The sequence below is a fragment of the Polymorphospora sp. A560 genome, from assembly GCF_045781765.1.
In the GTDB taxonomy this organism is placed as follows: Bacteria; Actinomycetota; Actinomycetes; order Mycobacteriales; family Micromonosporaceae; genus Polymorphospora; species Polymorphospora lycopeni.
Genome location: NZ_CP122282.1, coordinates 6,592,730 through 6,610,904 on the forward strand (window position 1 = coordinate 6,592,730; position 18,175 = coordinate 6,610,904).

At 73.7% G+C, this 18,175-nt stretch carries 16 protein-coding genes; 4 read left to right on the forward strand and 12 right to left on the reverse strand.

All coding sequences use genetic code 11. The features are described 5' to 3' along the window. Nucleotides 1-94 precede the first annotated feature (94 nt). The 10 genes from ligA to QCD66_RS29855 form a co-directional block, all read right to left on the reverse strand. Complete coding sequence (ligA, locus tag QCD66_RS29810; RefSeq protein WP_375733869.1) at nt 95-2,221, reverse strand: NAD-dependent DNA ligase LigA; 2,127 nt, start codon at nt 2,219-2,221, stop codon at nt 95-97. A gap of 132 nt (nt 2,222-2,353) precedes the next feature. After that, a complete protein-coding gene (locus tag QCD66_RS29815; protein ID WP_357532749.1) occupies nt 2,354-2,479 on the reverse strand; it encodes a hypothetical protein in 126 nt (41 codons plus the stop codon). 40 nt (nt 2,480-2,519) lie between these two features. After that, nucleotides 2,520-3,539 carry an ADP-ribosylglycohydrolase family protein gene (locus QCD66_RS29820; protein ID WP_375733868.1) on the reverse strand — a complete coding sequence of 340 codons (1,020 nt, stop codon included), beginning with the start codon at nt 3,537-3,539 and terminating at the stop codon, nt 2,520-2,522. 228 nt (nt 3,540-3,767) lie between these two features. Then, entirely contained in the window at nt 3,768-4,772 is a 1,005-nt protein-coding gene (locus tag QCD66_RS29825; protein ID WP_375733867.1) for a methionine synthase, read from the reverse strand. A gap of 900 nt (nt 4,773-5,672) precedes the next feature. Continuing rightward, nucleotides 5,673-6,743 carry a tRNA 2-thiouridine(34) synthase MnmA gene (gene mnmA, locus QCD66_RS29830; protein ID WP_364208346.1) on the reverse strand — a complete coding sequence of 357 codons (1,071 nt, stop codon included), beginning with the start codon at nt 6,741-6,743 and terminating at the stop codon, nt 5,673-5,675. A gap of 85 nt (nt 6,744-6,828) precedes the next feature. After that, nucleotides 6,829-8,007: a cysteine desulfurase family protein gene (locus tag QCD66_RS29835; RefSeq protein WP_375736603.1), complete on the reverse strand. Its 1,179-nt coding sequence runs from the start codon at nt 8,005-8,007 to the stop codon at nt 6,829-6,831. A 94-nt stretch (nt 8,008-8,101) separates the two neighbouring features. After that, complete coding sequence (locus QCD66_RS29840; protein ID WP_375736602.1) at nt 8,102-9,061, reverse strand: electron transfer flavoprotein subunit alpha/FixB family protein; 960 nt, start codon at nt 9,059-9,061, stop codon at nt 8,102-8,104. A 12-nt stretch (nt 9,062-9,073) separates the two neighbouring features. Further along, entirely contained in the window at nt 9,074-9,868 is a 795-nt protein-coding gene (locus QCD66_RS29845; protein ID WP_364208355.1) for an electron transfer flavoprotein subunit beta/FixA family protein, read from the reverse strand. A 200-nt stretch (nt 9,869-10,068) separates the two neighbouring features. After that, nucleotides 10,069-10,476 (reverse strand): hypothetical protein, encoded by a 408-nt coding sequence (locus tag QCD66_RS29850; protein ID WP_375736601.1) that lies wholly within the window; start codon nt 10,474-10,476, stop codon nt 10,069-10,071. Nucleotides 10,477-10,478: 2 nt separating this feature from the next. Next, a complete protein-coding gene (locus QCD66_RS29855) occupies nt 10,479-11,276 on the reverse strand; it encodes a GNAT family N-acetyltransferase (RefSeq protein ID WP_364208361.1) in 798 nt (265 codons plus the stop codon). A 41-nt stretch (nt 11,277-11,317) separates the two neighbouring features. On the opposite strand from QCD66_RS29855, the gene QCD66_RS29860 reads away from it, so the two are divergent. The 4 genes from QCD66_RS29860 (at nt 11,318) to QCD66_RS29875 (ending at nt 14,340) form a co-directional block, all read left to right on the forward strand. Beyond that, nucleotides 11,318-11,710, forward strand: coding sequence for a DUF202 domain-containing protein (locus tag QCD66_RS29860; RefSeq protein WP_357532766.1), 393 nt, complete (start codon nt 11,318-11,320; stop codon nt 11,708-11,710). Nucleotides 11,711-11,806: 96 nt separating this feature from the next. Beyond that, a complete protein-coding gene (locus QCD66_RS29865) occupies nt 11,807-12,121 on the forward strand; it encodes a DUF202 domain-containing protein (protein WP_364208364.1) in 315 nt (104 codons plus the stop codon). A gap of 27 nt (nt 12,122-12,148) precedes the next feature. Next, entirely contained in the window at nt 12,149-12,571 is a 423-nt protein-coding gene (locus tag QCD66_RS29870; protein ID WP_364208367.1) for a PLD nuclease N-terminal domain-containing protein, read from the forward strand. Nucleotides 12,572-12,690: 119 nt separating this feature from the next. After that, a complete protein-coding gene (locus tag QCD66_RS29875; RefSeq protein ID WP_407566874.1) occupies nt 12,691-14,340 on the forward strand; it encodes a hypothetical protein in 1,650 nt (549 codons plus the stop codon). Here the strand turns inward: QCD66_RS29875 and QCD66_RS29880 are convergent. After that, complete coding sequence (locus QCD66_RS29880; protein WP_375736599.1) at nt 14,313-15,935, reverse strand: acetolactate synthase; 1,623 nt, start codon at nt 15,933-15,935, stop codon at nt 14,313-14,315. The genes QCD66_RS29875 and QCD66_RS29880 overlap by 28 nt on opposite strands. Nucleotides 15,936-16,092: 157 nt before the next feature. Further along, entirely contained in the window at nt 16,093-18,048 is a 1,956-nt protein-coding gene (locus tag QCD66_RS29885; protein ID WP_407566875.1) for an Hsp70 family protein, read from the reverse strand. Between the last annotated feature and the right edge of the window lie 127 nt (nt 18,049-18,175).

The following is an 18,175-nucleotide window of genomic DNA, read 5'->3' on the forward strand; positions in this document are numbered from 1 at the left end:
TGTGTCGTGACTAATTTGGAATACGTAATCAGTTGCCGAAAATACTCACGTTCCGCGATTGACTGCAGAATACCCGCGATTTACTACCCAAAGCTCATGATTCACTACTTTGGGCAACGCTAGCGGCCGCCTCCGGCCCCTGCATCAGCAGAACGTCGAATCCTGCCTCATCCAAAATGGGTAGTTTCAGGGAAATTGCCTTGTCCGCCTTCGAGCCGGGATTGTCACCGACCACCACGAAGCTGGTCTTCTTCGACACCGAGCCACTAACCCGCCCACCACGCGCCCGCACCGCCTCCGCGGCCCCGTCCCGCGAGTAGTTCGACAACGTGCCGGTCACCACGACGGTGACCCCCTCCAGCGGACGCGGCCCCTCGGCGGCCCGCTCCTCGGTCATCCGTACGCCCGCGGCGGCCCACTTGCGCACCACCTCACGGTGCCAGTCGACGCCGAACCACTCCTTCACGCTGGCCGCGATCGTCGGGCCGACCCCCTCCACCGACGCCAACTCCTCCTCCGACGCCGCCTCGATCGCCGCGATCGAGCCGAAGTGCCGGGCCAGCGCCTGGGTGGCGGTCGGGCCGCAGTGCCGGATCGACAGGGCCACCAGCACCCGCCACAGCGGGCGGCCGCGGGCGGCGCCCAGGCTGGCCAGCAGCTTGCCGGCGTTGCCGCCCAGCGAGCCGTCGGCGTTGACGAAGAACGGCACGCCCGCCAGCTTTCCGGCGTCGAGATCGAACAGGTCGCCCTCGTCGACGATCGCCCCGGCCTCCAGCAACGCGCCGGCCGCCTTGTAGCCGAGCACCTCGATGTCGAGCGCGCCGCGCCCGGCCAGCGCGAAGACCCGCTCGCGCAACTGCGCCGGGCAGGTCCGCGCGTTCGGGCAGCGGATGTCGACGTCGCTCTCCCGGGCCGGTGCCAGCGCCGTACCGCACGCCGGGCAGCGGTCCGGCATCACGAACGGTCGGGCGTCGGGCGGGCGTACGTCGACGACCGGGCCGAGGATCTCGGGGATCACGTCACCGGCCTTGCGCACCACGACCGTGTCGCCGATCAGCACGCCCTTGCGGGCCACCTCGCGGGCGTTGTGCAGGGTCGCCAGGGCGACGGTGGAGCCGGCGACCCGGACCGGTTCGAGTACGGCGAACGGCGTCACCCGGCCGGTCCGCCCCACGTTCACGTCGATGTCGAGCAGCCTCGTGGTGACCTCCTCCGGCGGGTACTTGAAGGCGATCGCCCAGCGCGGTGCCCGGCTGGTCGAGCCGAGCCGGCCCTGGATCGGCACCGGGTCGACCTTGACGACCACCCCGTCGATCTCGTACCCGACGTCGTGCCGGTGCTCGGCGTAGTGGGCGACGAACTCGCGTACCCCGGCCAGGTCCGGCACCACCCGGACGTGCTCGCCGGTCGGCAGGCCGAAGCCCTTCAGCGTCGCGTACGCCCCGGACTGGGTGGCCGGATCGAACCCGCGCCGGGCCCCGATGCCGTGCACGACCAGCCGCAACGGCCGGCCGGCGGTGACCCGCGGGTCCTTCTGCCGCAGGCTGCCGGCGGCGGCGTTGCGCGGGTTGGCGAACGGCGGCCGGCCCTGCTCGACCAGGCCCGCGTTGAGGTCGGCGAACGCCTCGACCGGAAAGTAGATCTCGCCCCGCACCTCGATCAGCTCCGGTACGCCGGCACCGGACAGCCGCCGCGGCACGCCCCGGATCGCGCGGACGTTGCCGGTCACGTCCTCCCCCGTCCGGCCGTCGCCACGGGTCGCCGCCCGCACCAGCCGGCCGCCCTCGTACGTCAGGTTGATCGCGACCCCGTCGACCTTCAGCTCGCACAGCAACGGCACCGGTCCGCCGGCGTCCCGGCGCACCCGCTCGGCCCAGGCGGTCAGCTCGGCATCGTCGAAGACGTTGTCGAGCGACATCATCCGCTCGGCGTGCTCGACCGGGGTGAACAGCGTCGAGAAGGTGCCACCGACCCGCTGCGTCGGCGAGTCCGGGGTCCGCAGCGCCGGATAGCGCTCCTCCAGCTCCGCCAGTTCACGCAGCAGCCGGTCGAACTCGCCGTCGCTGATCGTCGGCGCGTCGAGCACGTAATAGCGGTACTGGTGGTCGGTGACCTCCACGCTCAGCGTGGCGTGCCGGTCGCGTACGTCCGGCGGCGGCTCGACCCCCGCCCCGGCCTCCTGCTCGGGCGTGGGCAGTTCGCCGGTCAGTTCCTCGGACACCGGCCACCTCCTCACTCACCAGCACGGTAAGACCGCCCGGACCGGTGCGGCACGCGGCTCGCCGGCCGGGCGGGGCGGGCTCGCCGGCCGGGCGGGGCGGAGGTGAGCGGTGGTGGGCGGGCCGGGCGGCGGCTACCGCCCGATCGAGAGCCGGAAGGCGGCGACCCCGGCCATCCAGAGCACACAGACCAGCGCCGCGGCCGCGATGGCCAGCAACACCACCCGTAACCCGCCACGTCGGCGGGGACTCCTGCTCACCCCGCCGACGCTAGCGACGTGGGACGCGTACCGGGCCGGTTCAGTCCCAGCCGGCGCCGAGGGTGGCCAACTGGTCGGCGTACTCGATCCGCTCGGCCCACCCGTCGGGCCAGGCGGCCATCCCGTACGCGGCACCGAGCACCGCCCCGGCAAGGCAGGCGATCGAGTCGGAGTCGCCGGCGGTGGTGGCGCCCCGGGCCAGCGCCGAGACCGGGTCGTCCGGGTGCCGCAGTACGCAGAGCAGCGCACTGGCCAGCGCCTCCTCGGCGATCCAGCCCTCCCCGGTGTCGCGGCAGACGTCGCCGCCGTCGTCGCGCCGCGAAAGCGCCGCGTCGAGCCGGTCCAGCACGGCCAGGCACTCGTCCCAGCCGGCGGCGACGAAGTCCTCCGGCGAGCCGGCGCCGCCCTGCCGCCACAGGTCGCCGAGCCAGTCACCCCGGTAGACCCGACGCTGCCCGGCGGCCCGGTCCCGCAGCAGTCGCGGCAAATCGGCCAGGTCGGCGCCGTCGCGCACGACCCGGACCGCGTACGCGGTCAGCTCGCTCGCCGCGAGCCCGGTCGGGTGGCCGTGGGTGAGGCCGGCCTGCAACTGCGCGACACCGGCGAGCGTGTCCAGGTCGTATCCGGGGACCAGGCCGACCGGGGTGACCCGCATGTTGGCGCCGCAGCCCTTCGAGTCGGCGACCGTCGCCTCCTGCCACCGGCGACCGGTGGACAACCCGGCACAGGCACGCAGGCAGGTGTTGCCCGGCGCCCGGTTGTTGTCCGGGCTGATCGCCCAGTCGAGGAACCGTCGACGCAGGAGCGGCTCCAGCACGGCGGGCGTCGCCGCGGGTGCCTCGCGCAGCGCCCACGCCACGGCCAGGCCCATCTGGGTGTCGTCGGTGACCAGCGCGGGATCCCCGGCCAGTTCGCGCGGGCCGTCGGGGCCGTACCGGTCGGTGATCGCCGCGACGGTCATGAACTCGGTCGGCTTGCCGAGCGCGTCACCGTACGCGAGACCGAACAGCGAACCGGAGGCGCGACGGGGGGCGGAGTCGGATCGGGACATGCCGACCATGATCGCCCATCCGGGCCAGCGTCCGGCCCGCCCGCCCTGGCCGGCCCCGCGTTGGCCGGCCCGCGTTGGCTGGCCCGCGTTGGCTGGCCCGCGCTGGCCCGCTCGCGCTTCCCGGCCCGCTCGCGCTTCCCCCGCCGGTGATCGTCTGCGGTTGCGGCAGTCGACACGCCGGGCCGGGCACTGCTGAACAGCAGACGATCACCCCACCCGGTCCGTGGGCCGGATACTTCAGTCCTCGTGCAGGCGACGGCCGGCGTCCCGGCAGGCGGTGAGGATCGCGCGGGCGTAAGCCGGCGTGGCCCCGGCCAGCCCGCAGGCGGGCGTCACCACGACCTGCTCGGCCAGCCGGCGGGCCGGGAACCCCAACTCGTCCCACACCCGGCGGACCCGCTGGGCGACCCCGGCCGACGTCGGCGGGCGGGCGCCGGGCGGCGCCACCGCCGACGCCGCACCGGCGAAAAGTCCGAGCCCGGCGTCGATGGCCTCCCCCAACGGGTCGAGCTGCCCGATCAGCGCCAGGTCCAGGGCCACGGCGGTCGCCCCGGCCGCCCGCACCAGGTCCAGCGGTACGTCGGGCGCGCAGCAGTGCACGACCACCGGCGTGTCCACCGCCTCGACCACCTCGCGCAGCAACGTCGTCGCGGTGCCCGTCTCCACCGCCCGGTAGGCGCTGAAGCCGCTCTCGGTCGGCACCCGTCCGGCCAGCACCGCGGGCAGCGAGGGTTCGTCGAGTTGCAGCAACACGGTGGCCCGGGGCAGCCGCCGCCGTACGTCCGCGACGTGGTTCCGCAACCCCTCGGCGAGCGAACCGGCCAGGTCGCGTACCGCCCCATGGTCACGCAGCATCCGGCCACCGATCGGCAGGTCGATGCCGGCCGCGAGGGTCAGCGGCCCGACCGCCTGGATCTTGACCGGCCCGGCCAGCCCGTCGCCCTGCTCGGTCAACTGGTCCAGGTCGCGTTCCAGCAGATCATGCGTACGACGCAGGTCACGGCCCGGATGTCCAGCGATGCGCCAGCGGCCGGCATACAACTCCACCGGCAGGTCGACGAGCAGCCCGGCACCCCGGCCGATCATGTCGGCGCCCGGTCCGCGCTCCGGCAGCTCGGGCAGGTGGGGCAGGGTGGGCAGCTCGCCGAAGATGATCCGTTGCGCCTCCGCGACATCGGTCCCGGGCATCGAGCCGATCCCGGACGCCGAACCCACCGGCCACGGCCACGTAGCGTCAGTCACGCCCGCTCACTCTACGCACCCACTCACCACCACCCGCCGGACCGGGCTCGCACCACGCCCGCCCCACGGCCGGGCGAACGCCCGGCGAAGGCCGGCCACAGCCGGGCTCCCAGCCGCGCGAAGGCCCGCCACAGCCCGCGCTCGCCACAGCCGCGCCGATCAAGGGGATGTAAAGGACAAACGAAGTGGGAAAACCGTCAACAAGACCTTGATCAGCGTGACGAGGCGAGACCAGGCGGGCGCAGCAGGCGCGGCGGGGCCAAACGTTATCGGGCGAAGCCGAGCGGGTGAGGCGAAGCCGAGCGGGTGAGGCGAAGCCGAGCGGGTGGAGCGAAGTGCAGTGGGGCCAAGCGCGGTGGGCGGGCCAGGCCGGGCGGCGGGGCCGGGCCGGGCCGGGCGGCGGGGCCGGGCCGGGCCGGGCGGCGGGGCCGGGCCGGGCCGGGCGGCGGGGCCGGGCCGGGCCGGGCGGCGGGGCCTTGTGCAGGTAAGAGCGGGCGGGGGCGGTCGGGTGCGTGATCGTCTGCTGTTCCGCCGTCACGACACGGCGAGTCGAACGGCTGGACAGCAGACGATCACCACGAGCCTGAAAGCAGGCGGCAAACCGGGGTTGCTGTCCCGGTCCACAGCAAACTCGCTGTGGATACGCGGACTTTGATGTGGACCGGAACGGCGATACCCCCGCCCCGCCAGCCCACCCGACCAGCCGCTCCGACCGTCCGACACCCGACCGCCCCGACATCCGGCCCGCACCCGACACCCGACCGCCGGCACCCGGCCTCGATCGTCTGCGGCACAGGCGTTCGACACGCCGTAACCGAGGTGTCTGAACCGCAGACGATCACGAACGGTCGCCGTCGACCCGGCCCCCGCCGGCCCGCCAGCCGTGGGCGGCCTGCGCCGTCAGCGGATGGTCGCCGATCCCAGGACGATGTCGCCGGCCGGGTCCGGGCGGTACGCGACGATCGCCTGACCGGCCGCCACCCCGCGTACCGGCCGGCGCAACTCCGCCCGCAGCACACCGTCGTCGACGGTGACCGTCGCCGGCACGACCGAGCCGTGGGCGCGCAGCTGCACCTCGCACTCGACGGGCGCCACGGGAGCCGGCCCGGCGGTCCATACCGGACGGTCGGCGGTCACGCTGGACACCTCCAGCGCCGCGGCCGGTCCGACCGTCACCGTGTTGGTCTTCGGGGTGATCGACAGCACGTAGCGCGGCTGGCCGTCCGGCGCCGGTACGCCGAGCGCCAGCCCGCGTCGCTGGCCCACCGTGTAGGCGTATGCCCCGGTGTGCGCGCCGACCACCGCGCCGCTGGCGCCGTCGACGATGTCGCCCGGCGTCTCGCCGAGCCGCTCGGCGAGGAACCGCCGGGTGTCGCCGTCGGCGATGAAGCAGATGTCGTGCGAGTCGGGCTTGTCGGCGACGGCGAGCCCGAGCCGGGTGGCCTCCTCGCGGACCTGCGCCTTGGTGGAGTCGCCGAGCGGGAAGATCGAACGGTCGAGCTGGTCGCGGCGCAGCACCGCGAGCACGTACGACTGGTCCTTGGCGGTGTCGACGCTGCGCCGCAGCAGCCCGTCGGGGCCGAGCCGGGCGTGGTGACCGGTCACGACGGCGTCGAAGCCCAGCGCCACCGCCCGGTCGAGCACCGCCTCGAACTTGATCTTCTCGTTGCAGCGCAGGCACGGGTTCGGGGTACGGCCGGCGGCGTACTCGGCCACGAAGTCGTCGACGACGTCCTCGTGGAACCGGTCGGCCATGTCCCAGACGTAGAACGGGATGCCGATGACGTCGGCGGCCCGGCGGGCGTCGCGGGAGTCCTCGAGCGTGCAGCAGCCGCGTGCGCCCGACCGGTAGGTCTGCGGGTTCCGGGCCAGCGCGAGGTGCACTCCGGTGACGTCATGTCCGGTCGCCACCGCCCGCGCGGCGGCGACCGCCGAGTCGACCCCGCCGGACATGGCTGCCAAGACCTTCACCGCACCGCTCCTTTCGCTCCGTCGAGGGTAGCCGCCCGCACCGCCCGCCCGGCACGCCGGCGCCGCGGCCCCGCACCACCCCCGGTCAGGTACGGCTGGACCGGACCGCCCCGGCCCGGCGGGCCCGTTCGACGGCGCCCGGCAGCACGTTCAGTAACGCGTCGACGTCGGCGCCGGTGGAGGTGTGGCCGAGGGTGAAGCGCAGCGAGGACCGGGCCCGGTCGTCGTCGGCGCCCATGGCCAGCAGCACGTGGGACGGCTGGGCCACGCCGGCCGAGCACGCCGACCCGGTCGAGCAGGCGATGCCGCCGGCGTCGAGCAGGAGCAGCAGCGCGTCGCCCTCGCAGCCCGGGAACGAGAAGTGTGCGTTGCCGGGCAGCCGGTCGGCCGGATCACCGTTGTAGACCGCGTCGGGTACGGCGGCCCGTACCCGCCGGACGAGTTCGTCGCGTAGCGCGCCGACCTGCTCGGCGTACCGGCGCTGGTCGCGTACGGCCATCTCGACGGCGACGGCGAACGCCACGATGCCGGCGGTGTCCAGGGTTCCGGAGCGTACGTCGCGTTCCTGCCCGCCGCCGTGCAGCAGCGGTGTGCAGGCCACCTCGCGGGCCAGCAGCAGCGCCCCCACCCCGGCCGGCCCGCCGAGCTTGTGGCCGGTGACGGTGAGGGCGGCGGCCCCGCTGGCGGCGAAGTCGACCGGCACCTGGCCGACGGCCTGGATCGCGTCGGTGTGGAACGGGACGTCCCGCTCGGCGGCGACCGCCGCGAGCTTCTCGACCGGTTGCAGGGTGCCGACCTCGTTGTTGGCCCACATCGCGGTGACCAGGGCGACCTGCCCGTCCTGGGCGGCGAGCACGGCGCGCAGCCCGTCGGGGTCGAGCCGGCCGGCGGCGTCGACCGGCAGCCAGGTCACGCCGGCGCCCTCGTGCCGTTCCAGCCATTCGACGGTGTCGAGCACGGCGTGGTGTTCGACCGCGCTGGCGACGACGTGCGTACGGCCCGGGTCGGCGGCCCGGCGGGCCCAGAAGATGCCCTTGACCGCGAGGTTGTCGCTCTCGGTGCCGCCGCCGGTGAAGATGACCTCGGACGGGCGGGCGCCGAGGGCCGCCGCGACGCGTTCGCGCGACTCCTCGATCCGGCGGCGGGCGGACCGGCCGGCGGCATGCAGCGACGACGCGTTGCCCACCTCGCGGGCGGTGGCGACGTATGCCTCGATCACCTCGTCGAGCATCGGCGTGGTGGCGGCGTGATCCAGATAGGCCATCGCTCTCCAGCCTATCCGTCGGGGCCGGGCACACCCGCGGCCAGCGTCGACAATGCGGCGGCCCGGTGACCTGGCGGTCACCGGGCCGCTCGTTTCACTTGCGCTTGCGGATCTCCTCGATGGCCTGTGGTACGACCTCCTCGAGCTTGCCGACGACGCCGAAGTCGGCCAGTTCCCAGATGGGGGCGTCGTCGGCCTTGTTGACCGCGACGATCGTCTTCGAGGTCTGCATGCCGGCCCGGTGCTGGATCGCGCCGGAGATGCCGAGCGCGATGTAGAGCTGCGGGGTGACGGTCTTGCCGGTCTGCCCGACCTGGAACTGGTGCGGGTAGTAGCCGGCGTCGACGGCCGCGCGGGAGGCGCCGACGGCGCCACCGAGCGCGTCGGCGAGATCCTCGACGAGCTTGAAGCCGTCGGCGCTGCCGACGCCGCGACCGCCGGAGACGACCACGGACGCCTCGGTCAGCTCGGGCCGGGCACCCTTCTGCTCGGCGACCCGCTCGACCACGCGGGTGAGCTTGTCGGCGGCACCGAGCTGCACCTCGACCTGCTCGACGGCCGGGGTGGCCGGGGCGGGCGCCGGGGCGAGCGAGTTGGGTCGCAGGGTAGCCAGCGGCAGGCCGCGGGTCACCTTGGACTTGACGATCGTCGAGCCGGCGAACGCGACCTGGGTGGCGGTGCCGTCGGCGGCGAGGTCGACGATGTCGGACAGGACGCCGTTGTCGAGCTTGACGGCGAGCCGGCCGGCGATCTCCTTGCCCTCCTGGCTGGCGGCGAGCAGGACGGCGGCGGGCTGGACCCGCTTGACGAGTTCGGCGACGACGGTGGCCTTGGGCGCCACCAGGTAGCCGTCGATCTCCTCGCTCTCGGCCGCGTAGATCTTCTCGGCGCCGTACTCGGCGAGCTTGTCGGACAACCGCTCCACGGCGCCCGGTCCGCCGAGTACGACGGCGGAGGGGCTGCCGAGCTGACGGGCGAGGGTGAGCAGTTCGAGCGTTACCTTCTTGACGCCGAATTCCCGGGTGGCTTCGACGACGACGAGTACCTCAGCCATGACCGCTACCTCTCACACGAACTTCTCGGAAGCGAGGAACTCGACCAGCTTGACGCCGCCCTCGCCCTCGTTGGTGATTCGGGTGCCGCCGGTGCGCGGCGGCCGCTTGGCGTGTTCGACGACCGCGCTGGTGGCTCCGTCGAAGCCGACGTCGCCGGCGGCGACCCCGAGGTCGGCCAGCGACAGGGTCTGCACCGGCTTCTTCTTGGCGGCCATGATGCCCTTGAAGGAGGGGTAGCCGGGCTCGTTGATGGTGTCCCAGACCGAGACGACCGCCGGGGTGCTGGCCGTGATGACCTCGTATCCCTCTTCGGTCTGCCGCTCGACGGTGAGGGTGCCGCCGTCGATGGTGAGCTTCCGCGCGCCGGTGAGGGCGGCGATGCCGAGCCGCTCGGCGAGCATGTGCGGGAGCACCTGGACCCGGCCGTCGGTGGACTCCGCGCCGCACAGGACCAGGTCGGCGTTGAGGGTGCCGAGTGCGGCGGCGAGCACCTTGGAGGTGGCGACGGCGCAGGACCCGTGCAGGGCGGGGTCGACGACGTGTACGGCCCGGTCGATGAAGACGCTGCCGCGGCTCATCGACAGCGCCTTACGGATGGTGTCGGTGGCCTTGTCGGGGCCCATGGTCAGGATGGTGATGTCGCCGCCGGACGCTTCCTTGATCTTCAGCGCCTCTTCGATGGCGTATTCGTCCATCTCGTTGATGACGTTGTTTGCCGACTCCCGGTCGACGGTGTTGTCGTCTGTGCGCAGGCTCCGTTCCGAGCCGGAGTCTGGCACCTGCTTGACGAGTACGACGATGTTCATCGTGTTTCGACGACCCTCCTGTAGGTGTTACAAACGCTCACCCGGTCCCGGGCGCAGCCTCTCGCCTACCTGAACGTTCGGTCAACAAGGGGCGGCTGTGGAGTTTCCCACGACCGATGTTACCCACAAGTAGCTTAGGTCGACCCGACACCCGACGTGACACAACTCACCACAGACGCCGAGGGCGTGTCGCGGAAGGATCAGCCGATCACGCCGAGTGCGGCCCGGATCCGGTCCAGCATCTCCGCCTCGGCGGGGCTGACCCCGGACACCGCGGCGGCGGCCTGCTCGGCCGTCTTGATGACCGCCGTACGGAAGTTCGCCAACTCGTCCGGCGCCCGGTCGGCCAGCAGCGCCACCGACTCCTCCAGCGCCGGCAACACGGCCGTCGCGAGTTCGGTGGGTGACTCGCCCCGCAGATCGGGCAGGCCGCCGGTGGTCAGCGCCTCACGCACCAGCCCGCCGGTCTCGACGATCACCCCGGACGCGGCGTAACTCTCCCTGACCAGGGCACGCAGCCCCGGGTCGGCGTTGGAAACCAGGAAGACCGCCCCGAACGCGGCGGTCTTCAAGGTCATCTTCTCGTCCGCGCTCAGTGCCTCACCCACGGTCAGGGAGTGTAGACGTACGGGGTGGTGGTGGTGACCGCCACGAACCCGAGCCGCTCCAGGATCGGCCGGCTGTCGTCGGAGGCGTCGACCTGCAACATCGTGTGGCCACGGACGCCCGCCAGCCGGGCCCGGTAGGTGACCAACGCCCGGTAGATCCCCCGCCGCCGCCAGCTCTCCAGCGTCGAACCGCCCCACAGCGTGGCGAACGGCGTACCGGTCACGTAGCGCACCCAGCCCGCGCTGACCACCTCACCGTCGGCCTCCGCGACCACGACCGTCACCGAGTGCGGGTCGGCGGCGATCTCCCGTTCCAGCCCGTCGGCCAGCCAGCCCCGCGAATCGTTCCAGACCTGCTCCTCCATCCGCGCGATCCGGTCCAGGTCGGCCCGGGCGGTCACCTCACGCAGCTCGACCCCCTCCGGCGGCACCGGCAGCATCGCCGCCAGCGGGGCGAGCGGGCCGATCACCACCGTCTCCTGCTCCTGCGGTTCGAAGCCCGCGGCCCGCAGCCGGTCGCCGAGGTCCGCTGGTTCGTCGTGGCCGTGCAGCTTCCACTCGACCTCCCGGCCGAGCGTCTTGAACAGGTCCCGCTGCCTGGCGATCAGGTCGTCGAGCCCGGCGTCGGTGAGCCCGCCCAGGTCGCGGTAGGTGACAAAGCCGCCCTCGCCGGCGTAGAGCATCCGGACCAGCGGGCCGTCGTGCTCGACCACCGTCCCCTCCGGCAGCGGATCGGGCACCCGGGCCCGGAGCTGGTTGTCGTACGTCCGGCGCAGCGCGTCAATGTCAAGATCGGTCACTTGACCAGCCTATGGGTCCAGTCCACCGGATAATCCGTTTCATGCTCCGACAGTGGTTCGACCCCGAGGAAACCAGACGGGTCGGCAACACGCCGGACTACCGGTTCTCGCTGGCCAACGAACGGACGTTCCTGGCCTGGATCCGCACCGGCCTCGCGCTGGTCGCCGGTGGGCTGGCCGCCGCCCAGTTCCTGCCGCCGCTGCCGCTGCCGTACCTGCGGGAGGTGATCGCCGTGGGACTGCTCGCGCTGGGCGCGGCCGTGGCGGTACGGGCGGTCGCGCACTGGACCCGTACCGAGCGGGCCATGCGGCTCGGCACCGACCTGCCGACCTCACGCTTCCCGCTCGTGCTCGCCGCCGTCATCGGTGCCGGCGCCACGCTGCTGATCGTGGCCGTCCTGATCCAGGCCGCCCGGGGCGAGCCGGCACCGTGAGCGAGCGAAGCGCGGGCACGCCGTGAGCGAGCGCAGCGAGCGAACCAGACAGCTCAGGGCCACTCACGACGGGCCGGAGCGAAGCGCAGGCCCGTCGTGAGTGATCCGGGGCTGCAGCCCGAGCGGACCACTCTCGCCTGGCGGCGTACCTCGATCGGGGCGCTCGCGGTCGCCGTACTCGCCGCCCGGGCCGTGCTCACCGCGCCGGGGGTCGGCCCGGTCCCGGGTGCGCTGCTCGCCACGGCGGCACTGCTCGGCTGGGTCGGGCTGCTCGTCCTGGGCCGGCGCCGGGCCGCCGCGCTGCGGGCCGGTCGGCCGCCCGTTGCCGGCCGTACCCTGCCGCTGGCCGCCCTGATCATCGTGGGCTATGCCGTACTCGGGACCGTACTTGTTCTGGTCTGCCTGGGCTGAGCCGTTCCGGCGGGGCATCATTGCGGGATGGCCCGCCTGTTCCTATTCCTTTTCGTGGCACACGTCGCACTCGCGGCGGCCGCGCTGATCAGTTGCCTGACGCCGGAGAAGACCGAGATCCGCGCCCTGCCCCGCGCCGTGTGGATCCTTCTCATCCTTTTCGTTCCGCTGCTCGGCCCGGCCGCGTACTTCTGGGCCGGCCGGCCGGCCCGCCCGGATGCCCGGCCGGTCGTCGAGCGGCCGCGCCCGCTCGCGCCCGAGGACGATCCGGAGTTCCTGCGGTCGCTGGAGGCCGAGCAGGCCCGGCAGGACCGCGAGATGTTCCAGCGCTGGGAGGAGGACCTGCGTCGCCGCGAGGGTGACCTGCGCCGGCAGGCCGGTGAACAGGAGAGCGACGTACGCCGGCCGGCCGGCGAGCAGCCGCGCGGGGACGCCACGCCGGAAAACTAGCGACGCCACGCCGGAACTGAACTCGGCGGGGCGGTGCCGTTTCCGACAAGCCGTAGAATCGGGCGTCCACCAAGCCCGCGACCGTCCCCGACCGGTGCGCGACCCGAGAAACGGCTTCCATGAACGACGGCACGCCACCGAACGTCGCCGGAACCGCAGTCGCCACCGGCCGCCGGCCCAGCCCCGCGGCGGGTCTCCGGGTGCCCGGTCCGGTTCTGGTCACGTACGCCCTCACCCAGCTCGTGCTGCTCTTCTGGTGGGCGGTCCATCATCCCGGGCTGTTCAGTCCCGACTCGCTGGTCTACATCACCCAGTCGACGACCGGCACCTGGAACACCCACCATCCGGTCACGTACACGGGCCTGGTCTGGCTGTCGTTGCAGGTCTTCGGCGGGCTCGGTGCGCTCACCTTCCTGCAGACCGTGGCCATGGCGGTCGGGCTGGCGTACGCCGTCGGCGGGCTGCGCCGGCTCGGCGTACCCGGCTGGTTGGCGGCCGGCGCCGCGGTCGTCGTGGTGGCCCTGCCGCCGGTCGGCGGATTCGTCATCGCCGTCTGGAAAGACGTTCCGTTCGTCATCTGCCACGTCTTCCTGCTCGGCACCCTGGCCCGGGCGGTGGCCCGGCGCCGGGACGGGTTACGGCCGGTACTGCCGGCCGGGCTGCTCGTCGCCGCCGCCGTGGAGATGACGCTGATCTGCCTCTTCCGGCAGAACGGCTTCATCGTCGTGGGTATCGTCGCGGTCGCCGGCGTGCTACTGCTGCGGCCCGCCGGGCGGCTGCTGCTCGCGGCGGTCGCCGCCGTGACGGCCGCACTGCTGACCAACTGGGCGCTGCTGCCGGCACTCGGGGTACGGGACAGCGAATCGATCGTCGCGTACGAGGCGATGTTCGCCGACATCTCGGTCGCGTACGCCGCCAACCCGGCCGCCTTCCCGACCGAGCACACCGAGGTGATGGCCCGGGTCGCTCCCCTGTCGCACTGGCGCGACTCCGCCGACTGCTACCACGCCGACACCCTCACCTACGCCCGGCCGTTCGACCGGCGGGCGGCCTCGGTCCACGGTGACGCCCTCGTCGACGTCTGGGTCGCCGCGCTGCGGCGGGCGCCCGGCACGATCGTGGACGCCCGGATCTGCCGTAGCTCGATCGGTTGGAACCCGCTGCCGGCCGGCACCATCAGCCGCAATCCCTCGGCGTGGGGTCTGCCGATCTTCATCGAGCGGGACCCCGCCTTCCAGCAGAGCCCGTTCAGCCACACCGTACGGACGCGGCCGCTGAGCGAACGGGCGCACCGGATCGGCATGGAACTCACCCGGCTGGCCAACGAACCGGGCGTGGAGTGGCTGCTGTGGCGGGGAGCCACGTGGACGTACGTGGCCTACGCGGTGATCGGGTTCGCCGCCTGGCGGCGGCGGGAGCCGGCGCTGCTCGCCCTCGCCGCGCTGTCGGCCGGCAACCAGATCTCGGTGATGATCGTCAACAACGTGCAGGCGGCACGCTACATGGCGGCGCCGTACGTGCTCGGCGTCCTGCTGCTGCCGTTGCTGGCGGTCCGCCGGAACACCCCGGCCACCGCCCCGGCCCAGCGCTCGGGTGTCGACGGCGCGGCGAGCCCGGTCGGATCGACCGGCACCGACAAGGCGACCGTCCCCGCCGCCGAGCAGGCGCTGGTCGGACCCGGCGGCGACGATGCCGGCCCCGCGCTGCCGCTGCAGCGCGGGGACCACGACGGACCGACGGCTCAGGCCAGAGTGGACGAACGCGGGTAGGCGTCGGCGGGGTCGGTGAGGACGTTCACCAGGTACGGCACTCCGGCGTCGAACGCGCGGTTGAGTGCCGGGCCGAGGTCGGCGGCCTTCGCCACCGTCTCCCCGGCGCCGCCCAGCGCCCGGACCACCTCGTCGTAGCGCAGCTCCGGCTGCAGGTCGGCGGCGACGTCGTAGCCGTACATGGCGCGCATCGGGTGCTTCTCCAGCCCCCAGATGCCGTTGTTGCCGACCACGATCACGACCGGCAGCTTCTGCCGTACCAGCGACTCGACGTCCATCAGCGAGAACCCGGCGGCACCGTCGCCCATCAGGACGCAGATCTGCCGGTCGGGGTACGTCACCCGGGCGCCCATCGCGTAGCCCATGCCGGTGCCGAGGCAGCCGTACGGCCCCGGGTCGAGCCAGGTGCCGGGCACCGACGGTTCGAGGTAGCGGCCGGCGTACGACACGAAGTCGCCACCGTCGCCGATGGTGACCGCGTCGGCGGCGAGGACGCGGCGCAGTTCGCCGTAGATCCGGGCGGGCCGGATCGGGTCGGTCTCGGCGGCCATCTCCTCGGCGTCGCGGGCCCGGGCGGCGTCCTCGGCGGCCCGCAGGTCGGCGACCCATCCACTGTGGTCCTCGCGGTCGCCCCGGTGGTCGGCCAGGGCGGACAGGATCAGCCGCAGGTCGCCGGCGGGCGAGACGGTCGCCTCGACGTGCGTGGCCCGCTGTCCCGGCGCGTCGACGATGTGCACCGCCTGGGCGCCGTCGAAGTCGCCGAAGCTGAGCCGGAAGTCCAGCGGGGTGCCGATGACCACAATCACGTCGGCGCCGCGCAGCGCCGTACGGCGGGCCTTGGCGAAGGCGAGCGGGTGCTGCGGCGGCAGTGCCCCCCGGCCCATGCCGTTGGTGAAGACCGGCACCTGCAACGCCTCGGCCGCCTCGCGCAGCGCGGCGACCGCGTCGGCGGCGTAGACGTCGGAGCCGGCGATGATGACCGGGCGGACGGCACCGGCGATCAGGGTCGCGGCCCGCGCCACCTCCTCGGGGTCGTACTCGACGACCGGGACGTCAGGGGCGGCCGGGGCGTCGGCCTCACCGGTGGAGAAGAACACCTCCAGCGGCAGGTCGAGGAAGACCGGGCCGCGGTGCGGGGTGAGGGCGGTGGTGAGCGCGTCGCGTACGGCGGCCGGGATCTCGTCGGTGGCGAAGACGGTCGCCGCCTTCTTGGTGACCGGGCTGACCAGCGGCAGGTGGTCGATCTCCTGGAGGCTGCCGGAGCCCCACCGGAAGGCCGGCGCCCGGCCGCCGATGACCAGCACCGGCGAGGCGTTGAAGTGGGCGCTCGTCAGGCCGGAGATCCCGTTGGTGACACCGGGGCCGGCGGTGAGTACGGCGAGGCCGGGGCGACGCTGGAGCTTGGCGACCGCCTCGGCGGCGAAGACCGCGGACTGCTCGTGGCGTACGTCGTAGATCGGGAATTCGGTCTTGTGCGCCGCGTCGTAGAGCGGGAAGACGTGGCCGCCGGAGAGGGTGAACATCTCGTTGACCCCGGCCGCCCGCAGGGCCGCGAGGGCCAGTTCCCCGCCGTGTCCCTCGATCTGCTCCGTCATGCGCCATCCACTCCCATCGTGTCGTCGATCCACGGTGCAGGTTACCGGCCAGTTTCACAGAACATGAACAGGACTCACCTAAGGCTGATGCCGATCCTGCCGAGCAGGTCGGTCACCACCTCGCCGAAGGACTCCCCCTCGCCGACCCGGAAGGCGATCACGCCGGCCAGCACCGGGGTACCCACCAGCACCGTGAGCACGAACAGGGTGCGCAGGGTCCGGCGGACCGGTCCCGGCCGCCGGCGGGCCGGCGCCGGCGGGTACGCCGGAGGCGGCGCGGGTGGCGACACCGGCCGGGGTACGGAGACCTGGCGCGGGGACGGCGACACCGGGCGGGGTACGGGGACCTGGCGCGGGGACGGCGACACCGGGCGGGGTACGGGGACCTGGCGCGGGGGCGGCGACACCGGCCGGAGCGGGACGCCCGCCGGGCGGGGCGGCTCGGCGGCGAACCGGGGCGGGTCGGGGTCGAGGCGGGTGGGCGCGGTCCTGGATGCCGGCCGCGGAGGCGACGGGAGCGGCCCGGCGGGGGCGGCACCGGCTCGATCCGGGTCGGGTCGATCCGGCCCGGCCCGGCCGATGGCGGGGCGACCGGCGGCTGACCGGGGACCCGGGGCAGTTGCCGGGTGGGTGCCACCGGCGGGCCGGCCGGACCGGTGGCTGGCCGGCCGGGCGGCGGTACGGCGTCGGGCACGATGACCCGCCCGACGGTGCGTGGCGGCTGGCCGGCGACCGGTGAGACCGGTACGGGCGGCCCGGAGACGGGCGCACCCGACACCGGTGCCCCGGAGACGGGCGCGCCGGACGTCGGCGCCGGATGTCCGGCCGGTGGCCCGAAGACGGGTGGCGCGGGAACCGGCGGCCCGGAGACCGGTGGCGCGGGAACCGGCGGCCCGGAGACCGGTGGCGCGGGAACCGGCGGCCCGGAGACCGGCACCGCCGGGCCGTGGATCGGTGGTGGAGACAGCGGGCCGGGGATCGGCGGCGGGGGTGGCTCGGCGCCTGACGGGCGGCTGGCCAGCAGGGCCGTGCCGGCCAGGACGCTTCCCTCGGCCACCACCAGTTCCGGCTGTTCGATCACGACCGGGGCGGTGCCCAGCACCCGGTGCAGCATCGTGGCCAGCAACGGGATACGGCTGGAACCGCCGACCAGGAAGACGCCGGCGACCTGACCGTCGGCCAGGTTGGCCCGGCCCATGACGCCCCGGGTCACCCGGATGGTCTGCTCCAGCAACGGCCGGGCCAGCCCCTCCAGTTCCTCCCGCGTCAGGTGCACCTCCAGGTCGAGCAGCGGGATCACCAGGTCGGCCGCCGGCCGCCTCGACAACCGCTCCTTGGCCACCCGTACGTCGTCCCACAGCTGCCGCTTGGCCCGCCGTTCCTCCACCGTGGACGGATTCGCGAGCCGCTCCCACTCCCGGCTGCCGCGGTCGGCGTAGGTGGTGCGCAGGTGGGCCAGCAGTGCGGCGTCGATGTCGAGCCCGCCGACGTCGTCGCACCCGTCGACGGCCAGCACCTCGAACCCGGTTGCCCGGCGGGCGACGACGCTGGCGTCGAACGTGCCGGCGCCGAAGTCGTGCACCACCACGACCGACCCGATCGGCACGTCCCGGCCGAGCACCTCGGCGAAGTAGGTGGCGGCGGCGACCGGCTCGGCCACCAGGCGGGCCTGCCCCAGCCCGGCGCGGCCGGCCGCGTCGGCAAGCTGGCCGCGCCGGGTGGCACCCCAGGTCGCCGGGCAGGTGAGGGTCAGTCGCGGGGTGACCTGACCGACGGTACGCCGCCATTCCTCGGCCACCCGCCCGAGCACCGCCGCCATGAGGTCGACCACCGGCACCTCGCGGTCGCCGAGCAGCACCGTGCCCTCGTCGATGCGGCGCTTCGGGTTGGGCTCGAACCGGGACGGGTCGAGCCGGGCGCTGTGCACGGCGTCGCGGCCGACCGAAATGCCCCCGCCCGGTTCGGCGTAGACCGCCGACGGCAGCAGGGGCGAGCCGTCGACCAGCAGCGGGCGGGCCCGGCCGTCCGGCCATCGGACCACCGCGACAGTGTGTGAGGTGCCGAAATCGACGCCGAGGGCGTGCCCGGATGGCGGCGCCGGGTTGGCTGGCATGACGCCGAGTGTACGGCCGGCGGGCCGCCGCGCTGTCGATCGAGGACACTGCCGTCGGACACCCGACGGGCCGGCCCGGCACCCCCGGGGCGACCGGGCCGGCGGTGGTCCGCCGGCCCGGCGCGGC